The sequence below is a fragment of the Serratia sp. PL17 genome, assembly GCF_017832355.1.
Lineage (GTDB): Bacteria > Pseudomonadota > Gammaproteobacteria > Enterobacterales > Enterobacteriaceae > Serratia.
In genome coordinates this window covers 220,615-245,288 of the sequence record NZ_JAFIBY010000007.1, presented here as the reverse complement: position 1 = coordinate 245,288, position 24,674 = coordinate 220,615, and the positions used below count along the sequence as shown (strand labels likewise).

Below are 24,674 nucleotides of genomic sequence, written 5' to 3'. Positions count from 1 at the left end.
GAGGAACTGGAGCGACTACTTAGTCGCTGGATCCGTGGAGTGACTGGGCTGGATAAAAACGTCGTCTATCCCCGCTGGACTGACCCACAAATCCAGATACCGAAAAACGGAACCACCTGGTGTGCGTTCGGCATTACCAGTCTGCCTGATGATATGTATCCGGCACATGTTCAGGGAGATGAAAGTGCCGAGCAGTGGTCGCATGAAACTATCGAAACTCTATGTTGCTTCTATGGCCCGCAGGGGATGTCTGTCGCGACTCAATTCCGTAATGGGCTGTTTGTCTCGCAGAACAACGACGAACTGCAAAAAATCGGTCTGACCCTGTTGGATTGCGGTCGGATATTAAACCTTCCAGAACTCATCAATAACCAGTGGGTGCGACGGTATGACATCGCCGTGCGCCTGCGCCGCAAAGTGATCCGCGAATACGACATCAAGTCGCTGGTGGATGCATCTGTTAAATTCTTCGGAGAATAATTTATGGCACAGGGATTACCTGTCCGTAACGTCGTCGGCGTCACGGTAAATATGGCCTTGCGCGCGGCGCAGGCTCGAAACTTTGGTTCGCTGTTGATTATCGGCTCTTCAGTTGTGATCGACGCCAGCGAGCGGATGCGCGCCTATTCCGGCATTGCTGGTGTGCAATCTGACTTCGGTATTCAGGCACCGGAGGCAATGGCTGCGCAGGTCTACTACTGGCAGCGGCCACAACCGATCGACCTGTATGTCGGCCGCTGGGTGAAAGAGGACACCGCTGCGGTGCTGCGTGGGGCAATCCTGAACACGGCGCAGCAGGCAATGACCAACTTTACAGCCGTAACAGATGGCGCGATGAAAATCAGCGTCGATGGCACGGTTAAAACGGTTTCCGGCGTGGACCTGTCGGCAGAAACAAATCTGAACGGCGTCGCTGCCCGCGTGGCGGAAAAGCTGACCACGGCGACCGTCGTCTGGGATGCGAACAACGCGCGCTTTGTGGTGACATCGAAAACCACAGGCGAGGCGTCCGCGGTTAGCTATGCGACACCTAACGCCACGGGCACCGATATTTCTGTGCTGATGGGGATCCTTGAGGGCACCGGAGCGAAAGCTATCGCCCGGCAGCCGGCGGAAACTATTGAGGAGTGCGTCGCGAAATTTATCGACTTCTCATCGAAGTGGTACGGTCTGTTTATCGCCGATACGATCACTGATGACCAGGTGTTGGCTGTTGCTGAGCAGATCCAGTCCGACAGCGTTTCGCGCATCTACGCCCACACCACGCAGAACACCGCCGTGCTGGATGCAGACAACAACACGGACATTGCCAGCCGCCTGAAAGCGGCGTTCCTTGGCACTACCTGTGTGCAGTACTCCAGCCATAGTCCTTACGCCGCCGTGTCGATTCTGGGCCGTGCCTTTACTGTCAACTTTGCCGGCTGGCGCACAACAATCACTATCAAGTTTAAGCAAGAGCCGGGGATTGTTGCTGAAACGCTGACTCAAACCCAGGCGCTGACGCTACAGGCGAAAAACTGCAACGTGTTTGTCAATTACGACAACGACACAGCCATTTTGCAGGAAGGGGTGATGTGCAACGCCGATTTCTTCGACGAACGCCACGGCTTGGACTGGCTGCAGAACTACGTCCAGACCAACTACTACAACCGTCTTTACACCAGTGCGACGAAAGTCCCGCAGACCGATGAAGGTATCACCGATCTACTGACCAACGTCGAGGCATCACTGGCGCAGGGTGCGGATAACGGTTTGATTGCTCCGGGTGTCTGGGGTGGTGACAGTTTCGGCGCGTTGAGCAATGGCGACACGCTGACCAAGGGGTATTACACCTATGCACCACCGATTGCCCAGCAGGCACAGGCAGAGCGTGAGGCACGTAAAGCACCGGTAATGCAGGTTGCGATCAAACTGGCCGGCGCTGTGCATTTTGGCGACGTCATCATCAACGTTAACCGCTAAGGAGCCGGTAAATGTCAACGTATAGTTTTTTGGACGTATCGGCCAATATCACCGGCGTCGGCGGTTCAATTGACCTCGGCAACGGCGCGGCGACTTCCGACGAGGGGATCACCATCACCATGTCGGAAAACAAGAACACCATGGTGACCGGTGCTGACGGTGAGGTGATGCACAGCCTTCATGCGAGCAAATCCGGCACGATTACTGTCAGTCTGCTGAAAACCAGCCCGGTGCACGCCAAATTATCGGTGATGTACAACGCCCAGTCTCTTTCCTCTGCGACATGGGGAAACAACGTCATCGTGGTACGTAACAAATCCAGTAATGACGTCACCACCGCGCGGAGCGTGGCTTTCCAGAAACAACCAGATCACACGAACGCCAAAGACGGTAACACCGTCGCCTGGGTATTCGACTGCGGCAAGATTGACCAACTGCTCGGCACGTTTTAAGGGGTAATACATGGAATTTGAAATTAAGGGTGAGAAGTACAGCGCGGTGAAGCTGGGCGTATTCGACCAGTTGAAAGTCTCTCGCAAACTGCTGCCGGTGCTGGCGGGGATTCTGGGCGAACTGAAGGGTGGGAAAATCACTATTGAATCAGCGCTTCCGATCATCGCTCAGTCTATTGCCGACCTAAAGGAGGAAGACTGCAACGCCATCATCCACCCATGCCTTGCGGTGGTGTCGCGGAAGAACGGAAAAAACTTTAACGCCGTATTCACCGGCGGCCAGCTGATGTTTGATGACATCGATCTGATGACCATGCTGCAGATTGTCGGCAAGGTGGTTGGGGACTCGCTGGGAAATTTTTTGCAAGAACTCCAAGGCAGCGAGAAGGACGACCACACGGAGGAATAACGCTGGACGTTCTGCCGGGCGGTGAGGATTACATCATGCGGCCTGTAGATGCGGGTATGTGCAATTTTGAGGCGCTCAAGGACGGGCGCATTGACCTCTACGACATTGCACTGATGAATGATTATCTGGACCTGAAAGCCGATAACGAAGCGAAGATAGAGAAGTGGAGACAGGACAATGAACGCTGAAACCATCAAGGACTTTCTGATCTCGCTGGGCTTCGAAATCGACTCTGCCGGCGAGCGGAAATTTTCTGCCGTCGTCGCTGGCGTTACGGCGAACGTGCTCAAAATGGGTGTGGCGGTAGAAGGAGCCGCGCTGTCAGTCATTGCCTTTACTACGAAGGTCGCCCAGGCGTCCGACAAACTGTATTGGGCATCACAGCGCACTGGTGCATCCGTAGCAGGCATCCGCGCGCTGGGTTACGCCGCTTCACAAACCGGTTCCGATGCTGCCGCGGCGCAGGGCTCATTGGAAAGCCTTGCACGCTTCATACGTAATAACCCAGGGGCCGAAGGATTCCTGAACCGCCTGGGCGTGCAGACGCGCGGCGCGAACGGGCAGATGCGCGACACCGCTGCCATCTTTACCGGTGTAGGCGACAAACTGCGCAGCATGCCGCAGTACCGTGCCAATCAGTATGCGCAGATGCTGGGCATTGATGAAAACACGCTGCTCGCAATGCGCCGGGGGATTTCCGGATTTACGGCAGATTATCAGGGCATGCTGAAAGCTGTTGGTCTGGACTCGGACAAGGCAGCCGCACAATCCAATAAATTTATGACATCCATGCGCAGCCTGACGGCTTTGCTGGGCATGGCAAAGGACAAGATAGGCTCTGACCTCGCCGGAGGGCTTAGCGGCTCGCTGGACTCGCTACGCAAGCGCATCATGGACAACTTCCCCAAGATAGAGGGCTTCATCACCAAAACGGTGAAGGGGGTTCTCTGGCTGGCGGAAGTATTTGGGCGAATGCTCTACCGCGGCTATCAGGCAATCGACAAGGTGATCGAGTGGTGGAAAGGGCTTGATACCGAGTCTAAAAAACTATTGGGAACCTTTGGTGCGTTACTGGTGGCCTGGCGCATGTTAAATAGCGCGTTCCTGATGTCGCCTATCGGCATGATCACCGCTTTGGTGGTCGCCATGGGCTTGCTCTGGGACGATTATCAGACGTGGAAAGAGGGCGGCAAGAGCCTGATTGACTGGAAAGCGTGGGAGCCAGCAATTACCCAGGCGAAAGCGGCGATAATCTGGCTGCGTGACAAACTGCTCGATCTCAAAGATGCCGTGGGTGGATGGAAAACGGCTCTGGAAATCTTGGCTGGGTTTATCGCGGTAAGCTGGGCAGCAAAAATGATTGGCGCCATCAGCTCTGTGACAAAAAGCGTCGGCGGTCTGTCCAAAGCCTTTAAAGGAATTGGCCGAGCAGGGGTGATTGGTGGGGCGCTGGCGCTAGAGGAGTATGTCGCCAAGCCGCTTGAGGAAAAATACCCCTGGCTGAAAAACAACGTTGTCGCGAATCTCCTCAACAACTTGCCGGGCAGCGATACGGTGGACGAATGGGGCCGCAAGCTGCTGCCATGGCGCCAGGGAGAGGCGGCGCAACACGGCCAGTCGGTGCGCCGGCCGCAGGCCACCAAGGCGGGGGCCGCGTTGCTGGGATGGCTGCAACCAAAATTGACGCAGCTCGAGGCATTGTACAACCTGCCGGCTGGCCTACTGCGCAGCGTCGCGTTGACGGAGTCAGGCGGTAATCAGTTCGCTGTTTCCGGTGCCGGCGCGAAAGGCTTATTCCAGTTTATGCCTGGAACGGCCCGAGATATGGGACTGCGCGGCGACGACGTATTCGACCCGTCCAAGTCGGCGGCGGCCGCGGCGCGCTATCTTGGCATGCTGCTGCGCATGAACGGCGGCGACTTGGATAAAACGCTGGCTTCCTACAACTGGGGGATCGGCAACGTTCAAAAGCACGGCATGGATCTGATGCCGGCGGAGACGCGGAACTACATCCCGAAAGTGCGCAGCAATATGCCGGGTGCCGGCGGCGCGACGGTACAGCAAGAAACCAACATCCATATTCACGGCGTAAGTGACCCAGCGCGCGCCGGGATGGAAGTCGCTGACCGTCAAACCGGTGTTAATTCCCGCCTTACCCAGCAACTCTATGCGAGGCCGCAATAATGGATATTCTCTCCGTTCTGTTTTCACAGCAGACCCGGAAGATCGGCGCCATTGTCCCCAGTGTTGCGATTTCAGAAAAGCACAGCGACACGCTGGAAATCACTGAGCACCCGATCGAGGATGGCGCTCCGGTCAGCGACCACGCCTACAAGCGACCTCCTGAAGTGACGATGGAACTGGGCTTTGCTGGTGGAGGTTCGCTACTGGATGGGGTAGACACTACGCAGATGTTGAATCTAAATAGTGGGCTGTCTCTCGGTACCGGCCCGCGTGAGGTTTATCAGCAGTTGGTGGCGTTACAGGAAAGCCGAATTCCTTTTGATGTCACCACCGGAAAACGTCAGTATCAGAACATGCTGATCAAGTCGCTGGATGTCACCACCGACAAAATCAGTGAGAACGTACTGATGTGTTCGCTCACGCTACGAAATGTCATTATTTCCCGCACCCATAGCGTTTCGGTAGCCGATAAATCCAATATGGCCGATGGCGCCAGCACGTCAGCGGTGCAGAACTCCGGCACGAAATCTGCCAAGCCGGTTAATGAAAGTTTGCTCTCCCAGGCGCAGCGTGGCGTTCTGGGTGTGTTGGGAGGATTTGGATGAATATTCAGGAAATTCCCCTGACACCTGATAATCAGCAATTCGGGATCACGCTTGGCGGCCAACAGATGAATATGCGGCTCACCTGGCGTGATGAAGCTGGCTGGATCCTCGACCTTATGGATAGCGCTGGAGGTGCGCTGGTGAACAGTATTTCGTTGGTGCCTGGCGCGAACCTACTGGCGCAACATGCACATCTGGAGTTCGCCGGTGCGCTGGTCGTCATGGTTGACAATAACGAACCGGAACTGCCGACGAAAACCAATCTGGGTATTGGCAGCCATCTTTACTATGTGCAGGGGTAGGCCATGAGTCAGAACTGGATGCGCCATTTTGAGCTGCAGCTGCTCGACCAGCAGGGTAGCGGCATTAGCCTTTCAGATTTTAAAGTCACGTTTCGCATTGAGTGGGCCGATACGAAATGGCCGCGTGTCGCCAACATAAAAATTTACAACCTGTCACCCGATACCCAGAACCGCATTCTGGGCAGCGAGTTTTCCAAGATTCGAATGATTGCCGGTTACGATGGGATCGCGCCGGATGCAGACGCCAATCAGGTCGGTGTGGCGCGCCCGGTGGACCCGGTGAAACCCGGACAGCGTGACGGGCAGAACTTCGGGATGATTTTTGAGGGTGATCTCCGTTTTACAATCACCGGCAAAGACAACCCCACTGATTCCTGGGTGCTTATTCAGGCCGTGGGCGATCATGAGGCATTTCTCTATGCGACGGTGAACACGACTCTCGCCGCCGGCTACACGGTGGCTGACATGTACAATGTGGCGCTGAAAAGCTTTGGGGCCTACGGTATCACCCAAGGGATCACGGGAACTTTCCCAGACACGGTTTTCCCCAGAGGGTTGTCGTTGTTCAAGTCTGCGCGCGACGTTATGGACTCGGTTGCAGGCATGTGTAAGGCCACTTGGCAGTTGATCGACGGCCAGTTGCAGATGGTTAACGAGGATAAATACATTCATGAGGCCATTGTGCTAAACAGCAATACCGGGCTGATCGGTATGCCACAGCAGACGATGGGCGCTGGTGTTAACGTGCGTTGCCTCATCAACCCGAACATTCGCATTAACGGCCTGATCCAACTCGACCAGGCATCGGTATACCGTGTCGCGCTTTCCGATAGTGAAGTTGCTCAGTCTGGTGGACGCATCAGCGAAACCGACCAGAACGGAAACCGGGTTGTTACTGGTAGCCTGCAGCAGCCGGCCAGCGTTGCGACGGATGGCGTGTATATCGTGAAAGCGATCGACTATACTGGCGACACAAGGGGCCAAGCGTGGTACATGGATTTAATGTGCTTTGCGCGCGGCTCGGCAGATTTGCAAACTAGCGCTACCGTTAATCGGACCACTTAAACGATATGAAAATTAAAAAACTCGTTTCTATATTTATTATCTGTCAGTCACTTTCTGGGTGCGGTTTGGCCCAGAAAATGGAATCAGACAAACAGTATAAAGAACAGAAAAAAGAGGCTGTGTTTTCGAGTTCTGGGATGAAAGCACTGGAGTATGTTCTAAAAGATGACAAGATAACGGCAAGTGAAGGTGGGGAGTCGCTATGTAAAGGTGGTTGCTCGCTTAATGATGCAATAGATAAAGCAAATAATAATGCGTTAGGTATAACTGCATTCTATGTTGCAATACATGATTATGATGGGAAAGCACCTTCGCTGTATAAAATTGAAGACCCATCAGTTAGAAATCCAACAATGGCGGAAATACTGAACCGTTTCTCTGCTGTTTTTGGTTCGAGTATTTTATCAGATACAGGTCATTCATCAGACTTGTATCGTGATTTTTCCAAAGATCGTGAGTTTTTGGGCCTTAACAATGTTAGTGAGCTGGATTTTAAAAAATCAATCGCTGAACTCTATAAAAGAAGGAATGAATTTGTTATTTCGATTAGTTCCATGAGAGATCAAGCTAGATATAATGCTGAGCAGATTGAAGTAAAAAGAATGGCGGATTATGACAAAGTCAATCCTGAGTTTGCTGTAACTGAACTTGGCAATGTTATTTCTATTGAGAAGGCCCCTGCTCTGAGAAAGGCATTTAATAGCATGCCTTTCGTAACACGAACACCAAACTCCACCGATCCGAGACAAGTCTATGCAAAAATCGGAAAGTATAAGCTAACTCTAAATCAAGTCGAAATTTCCACAAAAGAGCTATTGACAGAGTGTCAGCGGGTTTCAGCATACACTGGACTGGAGATCGAAAACCCATGCTTTAACCAAGTTGGAAATGGATTGTCTAATTTTGCTTCGATAATTAAAAACAAGAGCATTCCTGACTTAACGAAAAATACTGCACTTGGAGAAGCGACTTTTGGACGCATCATTGATTTTGACCATGCGGCCAGACTAGCCAAAATGCATCAAGAAATGTGTTCTCGGAAAAATAACTCCGGATATGCGGCAATGGTGACCGTGGCTGTTCCATGCAGTGGTCATGGTGATGTGTTGTATATATCAGTAGCAGAGAAAGCGGGGCTTCTATAAGCGCCCCCCTGTTGGCATACCAGACCCGCTTCGGCGGGTTTTTTTATGGGAAAAATTCATGCCTGTATCACTCCAATCTCAGATCGGCGACAAGCAACAGGCCGACCAGGCGCTAGCTGCGGCCATCAGCGCAGGAATGCGCGTATCAATCCCCGGCATCATCCAATCCTTTGACGCTGACGCGGTGACTTGCGTAGTGCTGCCGGCGGTGAAAGGTTACGAGCCGGAGAGCGCTGGAGGCGGCAATTCAGCCAGTCTGCCGCTACTGGTAGACATCCCGGTTACTTTCCCGCGCGGCGGAGGTGTCACGCTTACGTTTCCGGTTAAGGCTGGCGATGAGTGCCTTATTGTGTTTGCTGACCGTGGCATCGATTTCTGGTGGCAAAACGGCGGCGTGCAGGAGTCGGGCGCCGAGAGAATGCACGATCTATCCGATGCCTTCGCGATTGTCGGCCCGCAGTCACAGGCACAGAAAATCAGCGGTATCAGTACCAGCGCCGCACAACTGCGCACTGACGACGGTGCGGCCTTTATTGAGCTAAACCCTGGTAGCCACGCGGTGAACGTCACCACCTCAGGAAAGCTGACCGCCAGCGCGCAGGGCGGCACGGAGATTAACTCCCCCGAAATCGTGCTCAATGGCAACGTGACCATCAACGGCAACCTGTCGCAGGGCATGGGCGATGGCGGCGGTACGGCGACGATGCTGGGGCCAGTGAGCGTGACCAACGATGTCAAAGCCGGTGGGAAGAGCCTGATGGCTCATAAACATCGTGAACATGACGGGCCTGAGACGAGTGAGCCGCTATGAGATACCGCAAAGAAGACAAGAACGGCGATTACAGCTTCGGGCGCGGCGAGGGCGATTTCTTCATCAACACGCCCGAGGCGGTGGGCATGGCGGTGATCAGCCGCCTGCAGTTGCGAAAGGGCGAGTGGTTCCTCGATACCACTGCCGGCACCGACTGGACGCAGATACTCGGTAAATACACGTCGGGCCTCTACGACATCGTGATCCGTGAGCGCATCCTCGGTACGCCGAATGTGACCGAGATAGTTGAGTACCAGAGCCAACGCGACGTAGAAACCCGCGACTTGCTGGTCACCGCCACCCTAAACACCGCCTTCGGGCAAACCTCGGTAACCACCTATGTATGAAGACATTATCGATTCGATGCTGCCAAAAATAACGGCGGCAGGGATGAGCACGCCTGAATTCCAGACCATCCTCACCGGTTGGCAGACAATTTTTCGCGGTATCTATGGCGATGACATCTACATCGAGCCAGACAGCAAAGACGGCGTGCTGTTGTCGCTGATCGCCTACGCGATGCACGGCGGCAACAATGCGGCGATCGCAACCTGGAATGCGTTTAGCCCGGTGACAGGCATCGGCGCGGGGTTGGCGAGTAACGTCAAAATCAACGGCATCAGCCGCAAGGCGCCGTCAAATTCCACGGTTGATGTGAAACTGATCGGCCAGGTTGGCATAGTCATCAGAAATTCCTCAGTACGCGACAGCGCCGGGAACCTCTGGGATTTACCTGCAGAGGTAGAACTCGACATTCACGGTCAGGCGGTGGTAACCGCAACGGCGCAGAAGGCTGGCGCCATCACTGCACTACCTGGCGATGTTTCGCAAATTGCTACACCAACGCGCGGCTGGCAGTCCGTCACGAACCCTGAAGCGGCCACCGCCGGTAAACCGGTGGAAACTGATGCGGAACTGCGACAGCGGCAGGCGCTCAGCGTCGCGCTACCGTCCCGAACCGTCATGGAGGGACTCGTAGGCGCCATTGCCAATATCACTGGCGTGACGCGTTATAAGGGCTACGACAACGACACTTCGGAAACCGATGATAACGGTGTTCCAGCGCATGCGGTTTCGATGGTGGTGGACGGCGGCGACGCTGAAGAGATTGCCCGGATTATCGCGATAAAAAAATCACCTGGCGCGCCGACGTTCGGGACGACGACGGTGATTGTTAAGGATGCCTACGCCGTAGACAAGTCGATCCATTTTTTCCGGCCGACTAAAGTCCCGATTTACGGGGCTATCAAAATTAAGGTGCTTCCTGGCTACACCAGTGACATCGGCGAGGACATCAAAAAAGCCGTGTCCGACTACATCAACACGCTGTACATCGGCGACACCGTTTATTTTTCGCGGCTCTACGTTCCTGCCACGCTGGGAAACGCCGCCAGCGGGAAAACCTACGACCTGATGACCGTGAGCATTGGCAAAGATGCGGTCACGATGCGCGAGGCTAATATTCCGATCCTGTTTAACGAGTCTGCGACCTGTTCGCCGGAGAATATCGCAATTATCACGGTGGCATAATGACCAACAAATACACCGCATTAATTCCCGCCTATCACTGCCAGTTTCCCAAGTATTACGCCACTGTCAACTCTGTTACTGAGGCATTCACTCGCCAGCAGGAAAGCATACGGGCCATCGTATCGGCGTTTGATCTCGACGATGCCGTCGGCTTTCAGCTTGACGTCGTCGGCTTGTGGGTGGGACGCGGGCGACGCATACGTGCGCCAGCAGTGAACCATTATTTTTCATTCGATGATCCAGAGCTGGGTTTTGATCTGGGGAGTTGGAAAGGGCGCTATGACTCCGGAGATGAGTATATCGATCTGGATGATGACACATACCTAACCGTGTTGCGTGCCAAGATTGGTGCTAACAACTGGGACGGCACTGTAGAAACACTGCCCGCGGTGCTGGCGTCAATTTACCCGGAGGGCGGTATCGTTATCTCTTTTTCAGACAATCTCGACATGAGCATGACGATCACTGCGCGCGGTGCTGCAATACCAGCAATTACCAAAGAAATTATTCGGCAAGGTTATCTCTCGATTAAACCGATGGGGATTACCGTCAACTATGAAGTCGTGGAGGGATAAATGGCGAAGAACGAATTTAAACCGTTTGCCATCGGTGAATATGCGAACGTTCTGACGCAGGAAGAATATGAGGCACTTCCTGCTGTCGGAGCTGGTTTCAACTCAGGGATAGCTAAAAGTGAGCAACTAAATAAGGTTTGGCGGCAATCAACAGTGATGGCTGCAGTGCTTGCGGGATTTATAGCTGAACAGTCTGGTGACGATGTGCTGGATGATGGAAATTTAGCAAAGATTAAAGATTCTCTTGCTAAAGCTATATTTTTTTATTCTGTGGGTAAGCTAGATGTTCGGTACATTAAAAAATCTGGCGATACGATAAATTGGCTAAATGTCAGTGATGGATTATCAACAGGGAATGATTTAACCGCCGGAAGAACCCTATACGTTAATGGTCAGAATTTCATTATTAAACGCGGTCTTCAAGACCCTGTAAATAATGAAAGGCAAACGAACGGAATGCGTATACAAGGAAATGGTAATTTGTTTGTCGATATTTACCATGTTGAACGCATGAATCAATATCACTTCTTTGGTATTCATGTTGCCAATGGAGGGAATGAAGGGTGGTTTGAACTTAGAAATGATGGTTCATTTAATGCCAGTGGTACAGTAGGTGCTGGAGGTGGCGACGGTTCAAAGCTTTATCCAAACGGGGATGTCTCTGGAGACTTGTGGGGCGGCTATCTGCATAACTGGCTCAATGACAATATAAATAACGCACAAAACAAAGCACAAGAATGGGCATATAAAAACTTAGTCCAGGGTGTCCGCCTGTCTGGGCGAACAGTTATTCCCGACACCGGAGGGCGCATTGATTTACCATCAGGCTGTGTTTACACCGGCATGTCAGGTTCTAATTATGCCCCTAGTATCTGGGCTTCGTACTCGGCTGTTCAGGTATTGATTAATGGTCAGTGGGCAACTATCGGGACGATTTAATTATGAAACACTTAAAGAAACTAAAACAGTACATCCCGGACAATCCAGCATTAGGTGTTACTGTTTCCTACCTTTGTGATGAGGATGGTAATGACTGGTATGAAAATCAAAAGGAATTCTCCCCAGATACAGTCAAAATTGCCTATGATGAAAATGGTGTTGTAGTTGCCATATCCAAAGATATATCAATGCTTTGGCCAATTAATCTATCAGTTGTAGAGTTGAGTTTAAATGAAATTCCATCCAACTTATCAGATTCTGGGGAGTGGGTGTTTGATGGTTTAATGCTTATCTCGCGGGAATATACAGATGATGAATGTCGCAATAAAGCAGAGAAAAGAAAGGCTCAGCTAATTGAAGATGCTTATTATTTGATGAAACCGTTAGAACTGGCTGATAAACATCAGATGTCCACCGTGGAAGAAAAACGAAAACTGATGGAGTTGGAGAAATACGTTGTCATTTTGAGCAGACTGGATACATCCTCAGATCAAAATATTGAATGGCCTGTTGCCCCATAAATAACGGGAGTGAAAATGTTAAATAACGGTTTGCCAGTAACTGATGTGGTAGGGGTTTCCGTGACGTTAGGGCAGCGCCGGACTGCTGGTGCATCCACTGGATCTGACTCGGCGTTAGCGGCTCAAGCAGCAGCGGAGAACGCGGCAGGCTCTGCAAATAGAGCGGAACAATCTAAAAATGGAGCTGATGCCAAGGCGCAAGACGCCATTGACGAGTTAAATAGAAGCCTTGAGGAGATGCAAAACGCGATTCGAAACTCAGGATATACCCCTGTTGATTCGTTCGAAGATGGTTTCATATTGACGAATATCAGCCAGGCATTGCGTTTAAAATATAATAATGCATTTTACTCCTGGAGAGGAGATTACCCCAAAACTGTTCCAGCAAACTCCACACCGGAGACAACCGGCGGTTTTACTCCGAATACCTGGGTTGATGTTAATGATTTAACCCTTCGCTCGGATTTAAAATCTGCCGGTGCTGGTCGTGGAGGGTATATTGTCGCTCTTGAGCAGGGGGGGACAACCGGAGATGCAATTAAGTATGTCAATATTTTCTCAGAAGGTGCCAAAGGAGACTATAACCCGGAGACAGGGATAGGGACTAACGACTTGCCGGCTATTATTAATGCGGTTGAGAAGGCCAAGCAAAATGGCTATCTCGAAGTTCAGGTTCCGGCAGGTTATGACTATTTCCTCGACAGAACCCAATCCGGCCCTATTAATCTCGGCGGCATCGGTTTCGAAGGCGATAACTCACAAGCAGGTGCAAGGGGTGTGAAGATAGTGTCGGTGGGGCAAGGTCTGGCGCGGTTTTTCGTTAAATCTCCCGATAATGAGACGACCTGCATCATCAATACAGGCGGTTCCGGCTCCTTTACGTCTCGTGGCATTGATGGCATTACCTTTATTGCGCACCCCTCATCGCGCGGGATGGGTATTGCTTATGAGAACCGAGACTCTTGCGGGACACTGAGTTACAACTGTATTGCAACAGATATGTATGCCGCCGTCATGCTGCACAATAAACGGAAGACCAGCTTTACGGAGTTCAACCGGTTTATTGGTTGGCGATTACATAACTGCAAAAACTCTGTGATATTCAAAATAACGGACGGCGATAATTCATTCCATGGCACTGAGTTTATTTCGTGCCAAATGCAGATGTATATTGACCCAGCCAATCCAATCAATAGTGGCTCTGGCATAAAATCAGATATCCCTGCTGGTCGCCGTGGACATATTTATCACAGCCGTTTCGATATTCGCGCGTTCGGTGGTTCGGGTTGCAAGTTATTGGATATAGAGAATGTCACCTGTGATAATTCATTCGGAACCATAACGTGTGAAGGAGACTTCATACTGAAATGCACCGACGACAGTTGGTGGCACGTTCATGGGGACTTAATTTATTACAACGGCACAATGACTATTGATGCGCCTGTACCGCCACGCCTGGGCGTTCCCGCAACGTTTATTTTCAGTAACCGGGGTGGGCCATTTGGTAATTTTAAAGATACCACATTGGCTGATTGCAAGCCGTCATTGTATGACCCTAATGCGGCAGACAGAATGCTGGGCGGTTCATACCCCTATATAGGGCGCATGCGGGGTAATGGTGTTGACTCTTTGTTTATTGCGATACCTGATGACGATAGAAAAGGGTTTAACTTCGTTACTGTCCCTCCAGGAGGGCGACTGGAAGATGCCGTGCGCCGTTGGGGTTGGAGCAGTAATGGCGCATCGTTTAAAGGATATTCCGACACCGTTTACGTGAATAACAATACAACAGGGGTGATGCTGACTACCGATGGATTTACTAACCGTAATTCAAAACAGCTTTATTGTGGCACTGCCGCATATCCATGGCTGGGTGGGTACTTCCAAAACGCACCGAATGTAACATCAGACGAACGGCTTAAGTCACGCCCTCGCATCTTCACTGAGAATGAAATCCTGGCATTTTATTTTATCGGGAAATTACCGGGTTTTTGGCAGTGGATACAGCGCCTGCAAGAAGAAGGCAATGATGCCAGACTACACTCCGGCCCGACTGTACAAGCCTGCATTGCCATTATGGAAAAATACGGGCTGGTATGGAGCGAATACGGTGCGTTTGGTTATGACGAATGGCCAGAGCAGCCTGAAGTGTTTCGTGAATGGGAAGCGGAACCTGCCGTTTATGAAACTGTTCCTGGTCGTGCAGCAGTCATTGAAAACGGTGTCGTTGTCACTGAGGCTATCCCTGATAGTCAGGTCGTTGTCAAAAAGGCTATCGAGGCTGGACGAGAACTCGTGCAGGAGTACAAGCCAGCAGGAAACGAGTACAAACTCAGGAAGGATGAGTTGATTTGGGCTGTTCACTATGCAACAACAGCGATCCACGAACGAGCTATGGAAAGCCTTGGTGCAGTCCTTCCTGTAATGAGAGAGTGAATGTGCCGGGATGGACCCCGGCTATTTTGGATTAACATTACTTGATATTACAAACCGCAGTCCTGCTCTGGCTTTCACGCGGCGCATAGACAGTGTAAGATGCGCCACATGCTATGTGGGTAGTTTTGGTTTTATGTCCATCACTGTGTCCACCGATTAAAAACGTAAGCGCTTAATCTGAGAAAAATCTAATTAAATGAAACACATAAGAAACTTTTCTATTATTGCCCACATTGACCACGGTAAGTCGACGCTGTCCGACCGTATTATCCAAATTTGCGGTGGCTTGACTGAACGTGAAATGGCTGCGCAGGTGCTCGATTCTATGGATCTGGAGCGTGAGCGTGGCATTACCATTAAAGCCCAAAGCGTGACGCTGGACTATAAAGCGCTAGACGGCCAAACCTATCAGCTCAACTTTATCGACACGCCAGGGCACGTTGACTTCTCCTATGAAGTTTCTCGTTCACTGGCTGCTTGTGAAGGTGCACTGCTGGTGGTTGATGCCGGGCAGGGCGTAGAAGCTCAGACGTTGGCTAACTGCTACACCGCGCTGGATATGAATCTGGAAGTGGTGCCGGTACTGAACAAGATTGACTTGCCGGCTGCCGATCCCGATCGCGCTGCGCAGGAAATTGAAGACATCGTGGGTATTGATGCGACCGACGCAGTGCGTTGCTCGGCCAAGACCGGTGTGGGTGTGCCCGACGTTCTGGAACGTCTGGTGCGCGATATCCCAGGGCCAGAAGGCGATCCAGACGCGCCATTGCAGGCACTGATCATCGACTCTTGGTTCGATAACTACCTGGGCGTTGTTTCCCTGGTGCGTGTCAAGAACGGCACCATGCGTAAGGGCGACAAGATCAAGGTCATGAGCACCGGCCAAACCTATAATGCCGATCGTCTGGGTATCTTCACGCCAAAACGTGTCGATCGTGACGTATTGAACTGCGGCGAAGTAGGCTGGTTGGTTTGTGCTATCAAAGACATTCTTGGCGCGCCGGTAGGCGATACCCTGACGTTGGCACGTCAGCCGGCAGACAAAGCCTTGCCAGGTTTCAAAAAAGTGAAGCCGCAGGTTTACGCGGGTCTGTTCCCAATCAGCTCTGACGACTATGAGTCCTTCCGCGATGCGTTGGGCAAACTGAGCCTGAACGACGCCTCCCTGTTCTATGAGCCAGAGAGCTCCACCGCGCTGGGCTTCGGTTTCCGCTGTGGCTTCCTTGGCCTGCTGCACATGGAGATCATCCAGGAACGTCTGGAACGTGAATACGATCTGGAGCTGATCACCACCGCACCGACGGTAGTGTATGAAGTGGAAACCACCAGCAAAGAGACTATCTACGTTGATAGCCCGTCCAAGCTGCCTCCGCTCAATAATATCGAAGAGTTGCGTGAACCGATCGCCGAGTGTCACATGCTGATGCCGCAGGAATACCTGGGCAGTGTGATTACCCTGTGTATCGAAAAGCGTGGCGTGCAGACCAACATGGTTTATCACGGTAACCAGGTTGCGCTGACTTACGAAATCCCGATGGCGGAAGTGGTGCTCGACTTCTTCGATCGCCTGAAGTCCACCTCCCGTGGCTATGCGTCGCTGGATTATAACTTCAAGCGGTTCCAGACCTCCGACATGGTGCGCGTCGACGTGCTGATCAACAACGAGCGTGTGGATGCGTTGGCGTTGATCACTCACCGTGACAATGCGCAGTATCGCGGTCGCGAACTGGTCGAGAAGATGAAAGAGCTGATCCCACGCCAGCAGTTCGATATTGCCATTCAGGCCGCTATCGGTACGCATATCATCGCGCGTTCAACGGTGAAACAGCTGCGTAAAAACGTGTTGGCAAAATGCTACGGCGGTGACGTTAGCCGTAAGAAAAAACTGCTGCAGAAACAGAAAGACGGTAAGAAACGCATGAAGCAGGTGGGTAACGTTGAGTTGCCACAAGAAGCGTTCCTGGCCATTCTGCACGTTGGCAAAGACAGTAAGTAACAGCGACAAGTTCGCGTAACTAGGGAGTTTGCATGGCGAATATGTTTGCCCTGATCCTGGCACTGGCAACGTTAGTCACCGGGATCATTTGGGCCTTTGAGCGCTTCAGATGGGCGCCGGCTCGCCGGGCGAAAATTGCGGCGGTGAATGCACAAACTGCAGGCGCTGTAGACGATAAAACGTTGGCGAAAGTGGCGAAGCAGCCAGGCTGGGTTGAAACCGGTGCATCCGTTTTCCCGGTATTGCTGTTGGTCTTTGTGGTGCGTTCGTTTATTTACGAACCCTTCCAGATCCCGTCGGGCTCAATGATGCCGACGTTGTTAATTGGCGATTTTATTCTGGTGGAGAAATATGCTTACGGCATTAAAGATCCTATTACCCAGACGACGCTAATTGAAACCGGCCATCCGAAGCGTGGTGATATTGCGGTATTTAAATATCCATTGGATCCAAAGCTGGATTATATCAAACGCGTCATTGGCTTGCCGGGCGACCGTGTAAGTTACGATCCCGTCAATAAGCGTGTGACCGTCCAGCCTTCGTGTAATAGCGGTCAATCATGCGATACCGCATTGGCGGTGACTTACAACGATGCGCAACCTAGCGACTTTGTGCAGCTGTTTAGCCGCAGCGGCATGGGCGAGGCCAGCAACGGCTTCTACCAGATTCCGTTGAGCGACAATGTGCCGCAGGGTGGCATCCGTCTGCGTGAGCGTCAGGAAACGCTGGGGACTGTTTCTCACCATATTCTGACCGTGCCGGGCACGCAGGATCAGGTGGGGGCTTATTACCAGCAGCCAGGTAAACCGCTGGCGGAGTGGGTTGTGCCTGCGGGTCATTACTTCATGATGGGTGATAACCGCGACAACAGCGCTGACAGCCGTTATTGGGGCTTCGTACCGGAGAAAAATCTGGTGGGTAAAGCCACGGCTATCTGGATGAGTTTTGAAAAGCAGGAAGGCGAATGGCCTACCGGCGTAAGATTTAGCCGCATCGGTGGAATTCATTAATCAGGCGTCTATTAACGCAGCATTATATTTCCACTCGTTGTAGAATACCGGCTCGAGCGATAAAAAGTTGGCTCCCTGTTGGGAGCCACTGCAAACGAAACAGCTTTGGATTGGCTTTCGGCGAAGCAGGCCTGTTCCGTATGCTGCAAGTTTTTGACGCATTCTTGATCTATTGGTAACTCATGAACCCCATCGTAATAAATAGGCTGCAGCGGAAGCTGGGCTACACTTTTCAACAGCAGGAGCTCTTACTGCAAGCGTTAACTCACCGTAGCGCCAGCAGTAAACACAATGAACGTCTTGAGTTTCTGGGTGACTCTATTCTTAGTTTTGTCATCGCCAACGCGCTCTACCATCGTTTTCCTCGCGTAGACGAGGGCGATATGAGCCGCATGCGTGCCACGCTGGTGCGTGGTAATACGTTGGCGGAGATGGGACGCGAGTTCGATCTGGGAGAATGTCTGCGTCTGGGCCCGGGTGAGTTGAAAAGCGGTGGGTTCCGCCGCGAATCAATCCTGGCGGACACGGTAGAGGCATTAATTGGCGGCGTGTTCCTGGATAGCGATATCCAAACTGTTGAACGACTGATTTTGGACTGGTATCGCAGCCGGTTGGACGAAATCAGCCCTGGTGATAAGCAGAAAGATCCAAAAACCCGTTTACAGGAGTTTTTGCAAGGTCGTCATCTGCCGTTACCTTCTTATCTGGTGGTGCAGGTTCGCGGTGAGGCGCACGATCAGGAGTTTACTATCCACTGTCAGGTGAGTGGTTTGAGCGAACCCGTCGTGGGAACAGGCTCAAGCCGCCGTAAAGCTGAACAGGCGGCAGCGGAACAAGCGCTGAAAAAGCTGGAGCTTGAATGAGCGAAGAAAAACAATACTGTGGTTTTATCGCGATAGTCGGTCGTCCCAACGTGGGTAAATCCACGTTGCTGAACCAACTGTTGGGGCAAAAAGTCTCCATCACCTCGCGTAAACCGCAGACGACCCGTCACCGCATCATGGGTATCGACACCGATGGCGCCTATCAGGCGATTTACGTCGACACCCCGGGTCTGCACATCGAAGAAAAACGCGCCATCAACCGTTTGATGAACCGCGCAGCCAGCAGCTCAATCGGCGACGTCGAGCTGGTGATCTTCGTTGTGGAAGGAACTAACTGGACCCCTGATGATGAAATGGTGGTCAATAAGCTGCGTAGTTTGAAATGTCCGGTATTGCTGGCGATCAACAAGGTCGACAACGTTACCGACAAATCCAAACTGTTGCCGCATATCGCGTTCCTTAGCCAGCAGATGAACTTCCTCGACGTGGTACCAATCTCTGCCGAGAAAGGCATGAACGTGGACACTATCGCGGCTATCGCACGCAAGTTATTGCCGGAAGCGGAACACCACTTCCCGGACGATTACATTACCGATCGTTCCCAGCGTTTTATGGCGTCGGAAATCATCCGTGAAAAGCTGATGCGTTTCCTGGGTGAAGAACTGCCTTACTCTGTGACGGTTGAGATCGAACAGTTTGTACCGAACGAGCGCGGTGGTTACAACGTACACGGTCTGATTCTGGTCGAGCGTGAAGGCCAGAAGAAAATGGTCATCGGTAACAAAGGTGCGAAGATCAAAACGATCGGCATCGAAGCCCGCCAGGATATGGAACAGATGTTTGAAACCAAAGTGCATCTGGAACTGTGGGTGAAAGTGAAATCGGGCTGGGCGGATGACGAACGTGCGCTGCGTAGCCTGGGCTATACCGACGATCTGAAATAACCTATCCAATGGACGGCTGGGAGCGCGCTTTCGTCCTGCATGGACGACCGTACAGTGAAACCAGTCTCATGCTGGATATGTTCACGGAAGGTCATGGGCGGGTGCGTTTGCTGGCAAAAGGCGCGCGCAGCCGCCGCTCCAATTTAAAGGGTTGCCTGCAACCCTTTACTCCTCTCTTGGTACGCTGGGGTGGGCGTGGCGAAGTCAAAACGCTGCGTAACGCCGAAGCGGTCTCCCTGGGTTTGCCTCTCAGTGGCATGATGTTGTACAGCGGCCTGTACGTGAACGAATTGCTGTCACGGGTGTTAGAACAAGAAGCCAACTACTCGGTATTGTTCTTCGATTACTTACAGTGTTTGCAGGCGCTGGCGGCTGAAGAGGTTTCGCCGGAGCTGGCATTGCGTCAGTTCGAATTGGCGTTGTTGAACCATCTGGGATACGGTCTGGATTTTCTGCATTGCGCCGGCAGCGGGTTGCCGGTGGATGAGGGTATGACCTACCGTTACCGCGAAGAAAAAGGTTTTATCGCCAGTCTGGTGGTAGACCATTACAGCTTTACCGGTCGTGAGCTACGTGCGTTGGCAGAGCGTCAGTTCCCTGATGTGTCGACATTACGTGCGGCCAAGCGTTTCACGCGTATGGCACTCAAGCCTTATCTGGGTGGAAAGCCGTTGAAGAGCCGTGAACTATTTCGTCAGTTCGTCCGTAAACAGCCGGATACCCCGGTCGACGACGCCTGACCTTTTCCCCTTTTGCCGCGCAGCCCCCACGTGTAAACTACGGCCACTGAAAATCAATTCTTTAGAGGGTTGTCATGGCTGATTTGCTGCTGGGCGTCAATATCGATCACATCGCCACGTTACGTAACGCGCGCGGAACCCAATACCCGGATCCGGTTCAGGCCGCATTTATTGCCGAGCAAGCAGGAGCCGATGGGATCACGGTACACCTTCGTGAAGATCGTCGTCATATCACCGATCGCGACGTTCGCATTTTGCGTCAGACCATCCAGACGCGCATGAATCTGGAAATGGCTGTGACGGATGAAATGCTGGATATCGCGATTGAGCTGAAGCCGCATTTTTGTTGCCTGGTGCCGGAAAAACGTGAAGAAGTGACCACTGAAGGTGGGCTGGATGTTGCCGGACAACAGGACAAAATGTCCGTTGCAGTTGAGCGACTGGCGCAGGCCGGCATTTTGGTATCGCTGTTTATCGATCCTGACCATCGGCAGATCGATGCCGCGGTGGCGGTAGGAGCCCCTTACATTGAAATCCATACCGGCGCTTATGCGGAAGCCGAAGGCGAGCTGGCGGTGAAAGCCGAGCTGCATCGTATTGCGGTTGCTGCAACTTACGCGGCAGAAAAAGGCCTGAAGGTGAATGCCGGGCATGGTCTGACTTACCATAACGTTCAGCCTATCGCGGCACTGCCGGAAATGCATGAGTTGAATATCGGCCACGCGATTATCGGGCAGGCGGTGATGTGTGGTCTACCTGCTGCCGTCGCGGATATGAAACAGCTGATGCGCGAAGCACGTCGTTAATGGCCGTGCTGGGGCTGGGCACCGACATTGTCGAAATGGCGCGTATCGAAGCCGTCGTTGAGCGCAGCGGCGATCGTCTGGCGCGGCGCGTGCTGAGCGATGCCGAGTGGGCGCTGTATCAGCAGCATCAGCAGCCGGTGCGTTTCCTGGCCAAAAGGTTTGCGGTGAAAGAGGCCGTTGCCAAGGCATTTGGTACCGGTATTCGCAATGGCTTGGCGTTTAATCAGTTTGAAGTTTTTAACGACGGTCTCGGCAAGCCAAATATTCGTCTGCACGCGCGTGCTGCCGAATTGGCACAGGAAATGGGGGTGACATCCATCCACGTTTCGCTGGCCGATGAACGGCGTTACGCCTGCGCTACGGTGATTATCGAAGGATAACAGCCTGGCTTTGCCACAAAAAAAGGGCGCCTGTTGGCGCCCTTTTCGATCTGGAACCTGGGCCGTTACAGCTGCTCGGCGTGGTGCAGCACCACAAACTTGTCCCACAGCTGTTCGTTGGTTTCGCGGTGCTGAGGGTTAACGACAATGGTATTGTCGATGGGGCACACCTGCTGGCAGGTGGGCGTATCGTAATGACCGACACATTCGGTGCAGCGATCGGTATCAATCTGGTAGATATCATCACCCATCGAAATCGCCTGATTGGGGCATTCCGGCTCGCACATGTCGCAGTTGATGCATTTCTTGGTAATCAGCAGTGCCATTTCAGTTATCTTTTAATCGGTGCACACGAACAGGCGCGCAATCTATCATAGAACCCGTTTTATTGGGCATTTTTCCACCTGCGGCTGCCAATGTGTTGCAGCGGTGAGTTTAGTCGGTTTAGACGGCTGTCATAGTAACTCCGGCGGGTCATTGGCCAACTGATCAAAATCAACCCTTTCCTGACCATTAAAGACTTGTCGCTTATCTGTCCCGGTTACTGTCTGATGCAGCTGTGGTTGTGTGACAACTATGCCTGCCTGCTGGGCAAACAGACTGATAAAATCAAAGGCACTGCGTGGCGCGTCAATGAAGGTTCGTTGTCGATCGGTATCCGCAAGCACTAACAGCGGCACCTCGTAATTTTGCCGGGTATTGCCGCCATGGCGTAGGTACAGTTTACCGTCAACATTGCGGTGAGAAAGGCCGTGATCCGAGAAATAGATTAATTTAAAGGGTTCATGGGTCTCTTGCAGCATATGGTAGGCATGTTCGATAAAGCGGTCCGTTTTGCGGTAAGTTGAAAGGTAACAGGCCAATTCAGCGTTGTTGCTGGTGAAAACCGGTGGCTCGCCGCCGAGCCGTTCGCAAAAGTCAGAATGCGATCCCATGATATGCAGAACATACAAATTCCCGGAACCATGGGTATCCAATGCGGTTTGCAACAAGGGCAGCAGCTCATCGTCGTCGGTGTTCCGCGACTGATAGTCCCCTTTCTTCAGGAACTGATACTCATCGCTGAACAGGGCTATTTTGGAGACAGGTGCATCAAATTGGCCAATCAACCCTTGGTTGGAAAACCAATGAGTACGTAATCCAGCGGCCTTTGCCAAAGTAATAATATTATCTGAAATATAGCTTTTTTTTTCGTCGCTCAATGCCAAAGTTCTTGGCAGTGATTCGAATGTATTCGGCGCAGTAGAAATATAATTACTGTAAAATGTCCCGTTTACTTGATCAAGGAATGGCGTTGTCGGCGTAGGGTAGCCAAATAATGACATATAGTCTCTGCGCATACTTTCACCGACGACAATGACATAATTAGCCTTGTTATTATCAATGCTGTTAATAGTCCAACGGGGTTGGGCTTGCATACCGGCATCAAGTTCCATCATTTGTTGGTTGTAGCTCTGGTACGACGAAAAAAATGAGGAAAAGAAATTCACCAACCTAAGGTTCTCTATGTTCCCGCTGAGTATTCTGACAAATAACAGCAGGATTAAAATCAGCAGAAATGGCAGTGCTTTCCGGACCGGGAGCGGATAGCGCCAGCAATAGCGAACAAGAAGAAACAGCATCAGCAATGTAGCAGAAGGTAATAGATAGCAGCCTGCCGGTATGGCGTGCAGGAATTCGACGGCTTCTGCCTTGTTGGTTTGAAACAGCGCCGATACCACGACAACCGAAGGGGGGCCATATATTACACCGACGGGGGCATAGAACGCACATAATATAATATAGGGGGTAACCAAAAAGTATCGGGTGAGGGGGATTGCAGATAATAATAGTAACGTAAGTGAAATGAAAAGAATATCAATCCCCTTCGCACCGCCGTAGCCCATCGATCTTATTAAGATAAATGCGGTGGCAACGAAGATTAAAAAGCTGCGGATCGTGGATGATGTTATAGATATGTGGGATTTATTTAAAGTTATTGTGTGCGTTTTCATTAAGCTCAAATGTCAATATAGTGCTGTCCATGCCTGCTCAAATCGTGGGCGTGATTTAAACAATAAAAGCCACATACTCTATTATTATACAGGTTTTTATACCTTGGTATTTGTGGCTCGGGCATTATACGGCTTAAACGAGCTTTTTCACTAACTGTTCGCTGTGTTTGATGCGGTCTCGTGCGTGATCGAGATCGTGCTGAATCAAGGCCATGAACAGCAGATCGGTAAGAGCATATTGAGCGGTGCTGGAAGAAATAGCGGCGCTGCGGGTGTTGGGTTCTTCGGCGATGGTATACAAACAATGGTCGGCGCGTTGCTGCAGGCCATTGGGCGAGAAACTGGTTAGCGCCAACACTTTCGCGCCTGCCATACGGGCTTCTTCGGCCGCCAGATTGATTTCTCTGCGTTCACCGCTAAACGAAATGGCCAGCAGTAAATCCCGTTTATCCAGTGCCTGAACCGCTGCCAATTGGACGTGCATATCCGGTTCGGCAACGGCCATAACGCCAATTTTCAGCAGCTTGTAAGAGAAGTCTTTGGCAACCAGCCCGGAAGCGCCAATCCCCAGCAAGATGACCCTTCGCGCCTGGCGCAGCATTTCCAGTCCCTGATGAAGGCGTTCCTCACTGTTGATATCCAGTGTAGCTCGCAGAGCAGCCTGCTTTTCTACCAGTAACTTTTCACCGACGGTTTTCAATGCATCGCTGCTGAGGATCTGGTTATGCACCGTAACGACGGGTTCTGCTTGTGGGTGAGCCAGCGTTTCGCTCAACGCCAGCTTTAACGCAGGAAAGCCTTTGTAACCCATTTTCTGCGCAAACTTCACGACGCTCGACTGACTGACCCCAGCCAACTGGGCCAGCTTTTGTGAGCTAAGGTGGCGCGCCTGCTCGGCGTTATGCAGCAGGAAATCCGCCAGCTTGCGGTCATTTTGAGCCAGTGTTGGATACATCTGGCGAATACGAAGAAGAGTACTCATTCATCTTTCTCTGGAGGCCAGCGGCCATTCTGCCACGTGGGCGGCGAAAACGCGCAGTGAAA

The 24,674-nt window shown here is 51.9% G+C and carries 27 protein-coding genes; 24 read left to right on the top strand and 3 right to left on the bottom strand.

The window, feature by feature from the left end; genetic code table 11:
- The first annotated feature begins 39 nt into the window (after positions 1-39).
- From JOE25_RS20810 to acpS, 24 genes are all read left to right on the top strand, one after another.
- Positions 40-480, top strand: coding sequence for a hypothetical protein (locus tag JOE25_RS20810; protein ID WP_348539700.1), 441 nt, complete (start codon positions 40-42; stop codon positions 478-480).
- 3 nt (positions 481-483) lie between these two features.
- Positions 484-1,962, top strand: a complete 1,479-nt coding sequence (locus JOE25_RS20805; RefSeq protein ID WP_209638484.1) for a DUF3383 domain-containing protein — start codon at positions 484-486, stop codon at positions 1,960-1,962.
- A gap of 11 nt (positions 1,963-1,973) precedes the next feature.
- The gene (locus JOE25_RS20800; protein WP_209638482.1) at positions 1,974-2,414 is read left to right on the top strand and encodes a DUF3277 family protein; all 441 of its coding nucleotides are present in this window, start codon (positions 1,974-1,976) and stop codon (positions 2,412-2,414) included.
- 10 nt (positions 2,415-2,424) lie between these two features.
- Positions 2,425-2,823: a phage tail assembly chaperone gene (locus JOE25_RS20795; RefSeq protein WP_209638480.1), complete on the top strand. Its 399-nt coding sequence runs from the start codon at positions 2,425-2,427 to the stop codon at positions 2,821-2,823.
- Positions 2,824-2,858: 35 nt separating this feature from the next.
- Positions 2,859-3,011: an NTP pyrophosphohydrolase gene (locus JOE25_RS20790; protein WP_209638478.1), complete on the top strand. Its 153-nt coding sequence runs from the start codon at positions 2,859-2,861 to the stop codon at positions 3,009-3,011.
- On the top strand, positions 3,001-5,007 hold the full coding sequence (locus tag JOE25_RS20785) for a lytic transglycosylase domain-containing protein (protein ID WP_209638476.1): 2,007 nt from the start codon (positions 3,001-3,003) through the stop codon (positions 5,005-5,007). Before JOE25_RS20790 ends, JOE25_RS20785 begins: the two co-directional genes overlap by 11 nt.
- Positions 5,007-5,612, top strand: coding sequence for a phage baseplate protein (locus JOE25_RS20780; protein WP_209638474.1), 606 nt, complete (start codon positions 5,007-5,009; stop codon positions 5,610-5,612). Before JOE25_RS20785 ends, JOE25_RS20780 begins: the two co-directional genes overlap by 1 nt.
- Positions 5,609-5,914 (top strand): hypothetical protein, encoded by a 306-nt coding sequence (locus tag JOE25_RS20775; RefSeq protein WP_209638472.1) that lies wholly within the window; start codon positions 5,609-5,611, stop codon positions 5,912-5,914. The genes JOE25_RS20780 and JOE25_RS20775 overlap by 4 nt, the downstream gene beginning before the upstream one ends.
- 3 nt (positions 5,915-5,917) lie before the next feature.
- Positions 5,918-6,979, top strand: coding sequence for a hypothetical protein (locus JOE25_RS20770; protein WP_209638470.1), 1,062 nt, complete (start codon positions 5,918-5,920; stop codon positions 6,977-6,979).
- A gap of 5 nt (positions 6,980-6,984) precedes the next feature.
- Positions 6,985-8,124, top strand: a complete 1,140-nt coding sequence (locus JOE25_RS20765) for a hypothetical protein (RefSeq protein WP_209638468.1) — start codon at positions 6,985-6,987, stop codon at positions 8,122-8,124.
- A gap of 58 nt (positions 8,125-8,182) precedes the next feature.
- Complete coding sequence (locus JOE25_RS20760; protein ID WP_209638466.1) at positions 8,183-8,935, top strand: Gp138 family membrane-puncturing spike protein; 753 nt, start codon at positions 8,183-8,185, stop codon at positions 8,933-8,935.
- Positions 8,932-9,282, top strand: coding sequence for a hypothetical protein (locus JOE25_RS20755; protein WP_209638464.1), 351 nt, complete (start codon positions 8,932-8,934; stop codon positions 9,280-9,282). The genes JOE25_RS20760 and JOE25_RS20755 overlap by 4 nt, the downstream gene beginning before the upstream one ends.
- Positions 9,275-10,465, top strand: coding sequence for a baseplate J/gp47 family protein (locus JOE25_RS20750; protein ID WP_209638462.1), 1,191 nt, complete (start codon positions 9,275-9,277; stop codon positions 10,463-10,465). The genes JOE25_RS20755 and JOE25_RS20750 overlap by 8 nt, the downstream gene beginning before the upstream one ends.
- A complete protein-coding gene (locus tag JOE25_RS20745; RefSeq protein WP_209638591.1) occupies positions 10,462-11,040 on the top strand; it encodes a DUF2612 domain-containing protein in 579 nt (192 codons plus the stop codon). Before JOE25_RS20750 ends, JOE25_RS20745 begins: the two co-directional genes overlap by 4 nt.
- Positions 11,041-11,979, top strand: a complete 939-nt coding sequence (locus JOE25_RS26600) for a hypothetical protein (protein ID WP_245210033.1) — start codon at positions 11,041-11,043, stop codon at positions 11,977-11,979.
- A 2-nt stretch (positions 11,980-11,981) separates the two neighbouring features.
- Positions 11,982-12,500: a tail fiber assembly protein gene (locus JOE25_RS20735; RefSeq protein WP_209638460.1), complete on the top strand. Its 519-nt coding sequence runs from the start codon at positions 11,982-11,984 to the stop codon at positions 12,498-12,500.
- A gap of 15 nt (positions 12,501-12,515) precedes the next feature.
- Entirely contained in the window at positions 12,516-14,936 is a 2,421-nt protein-coding gene (locus tag JOE25_RS20730; protein WP_245210032.1) for a hypothetical protein, read from the top strand.
- A gap of 196 nt (positions 14,937-15,132) precedes the next feature.
- Positions 15,133-16,932, top strand: coding sequence for a translation elongation factor 4 (lepA, locus tag JOE25_RS20725; RefSeq protein WP_209638458.1), 1,800 nt, complete (start codon positions 15,133-15,135; stop codon positions 16,930-16,932).
- A gap of 32 nt (positions 16,933-16,964) precedes the next feature.
- On the top strand, positions 16,965-17,942 hold the full coding sequence (gene lepB, locus JOE25_RS20720; RefSeq protein ID WP_209638456.1) for a signal peptidase I: 978 nt from the start codon (positions 16,965-16,967) through the stop codon (positions 17,940-17,942).
- Positions 17,943-18,124: 182 nt separating this feature from the next.
- Positions 18,125-18,805: a ribonuclease III gene (gene rnc / locus JOE25_RS20715; protein WP_037422087.1), complete on the top strand. Its 681-nt coding sequence runs from the start codon at positions 18,125-18,127 to the stop codon at positions 18,803-18,805.
- Positions 18,802-19,710: a GTPase Era gene (era, locus tag JOE25_RS20710; protein ID WP_209638454.1), complete on the top strand. Its 909-nt coding sequence runs from the start codon at positions 18,802-18,804 to the stop codon at positions 19,708-19,710. Before rnc ends, era begins: the two co-directional genes overlap by 4 nt.
- A gap of 8 nt (positions 19,711-19,718) precedes the next feature.
- Positions 19,719-20,450: a DNA repair protein RecO gene (recO, locus tag JOE25_RS20705; protein ID WP_209638452.1), complete on the top strand. Its 732-nt coding sequence runs from the start codon at positions 19,719-19,721 to the stop codon at positions 20,448-20,450.
- A gap of 74 nt (positions 20,451-20,524) precedes the next feature.
- Positions 20,525-21,256: a pyridoxine 5'-phosphate synthase gene (gene pdxJ / locus JOE25_RS20700; protein WP_209638450.1), complete on the top strand. Its 732-nt coding sequence runs from the start codon at positions 20,525-20,527 to the stop codon at positions 21,254-21,256.
- Entirely contained in the window at positions 21,256-21,636 is a 381-nt protein-coding gene (gene acpS / locus JOE25_RS20695; RefSeq protein WP_209638448.1) for a holo-ACP synthase, read from the top strand. Before pdxJ ends, acpS begins: the two co-directional genes overlap by 1 nt.
- A 65-nt stretch (positions 21,637-21,701) precedes the next feature.
- Here acpS and JOE25_RS20690 read toward each other — a convergent pair whose 3' ends face one another.
- The 3 genes from JOE25_RS20690 to JOE25_RS20680 form a co-directional block, all read right to left on the bottom strand.
- Positions 21,702-21,962 carry a YfhL family 4Fe-4S dicluster ferredoxin gene (locus JOE25_RS20690; RefSeq protein ID WP_130381756.1) on the bottom strand — a complete coding sequence of 87 codons (261 nt, stop codon included), beginning with the start codon at positions 21,960-21,962 and terminating at the stop codon, positions 21,702-21,704.
- Positions 21,963-22,091: 129 nt separating this feature from the next.
- Entirely contained in the window at positions 22,092-23,630 is a 1,539-nt protein-coding gene (locus tag JOE25_RS20685) for a phosphoethanolamine transferase (protein ID WP_209638445.1), read from the bottom strand.
- Positions 23,631-23,763: 133 nt separating this feature from the next.
- Positions 23,764-24,612 (bottom strand): MurR/RpiR family transcriptional regulator, encoded by an 849-nt coding sequence (locus JOE25_RS20680; protein WP_209638443.1) that lies wholly within the window; start codon positions 24,610-24,612, stop codon positions 23,764-23,766.
- Positions 24,613-24,674: the final 62 nt, after the last annotated feature.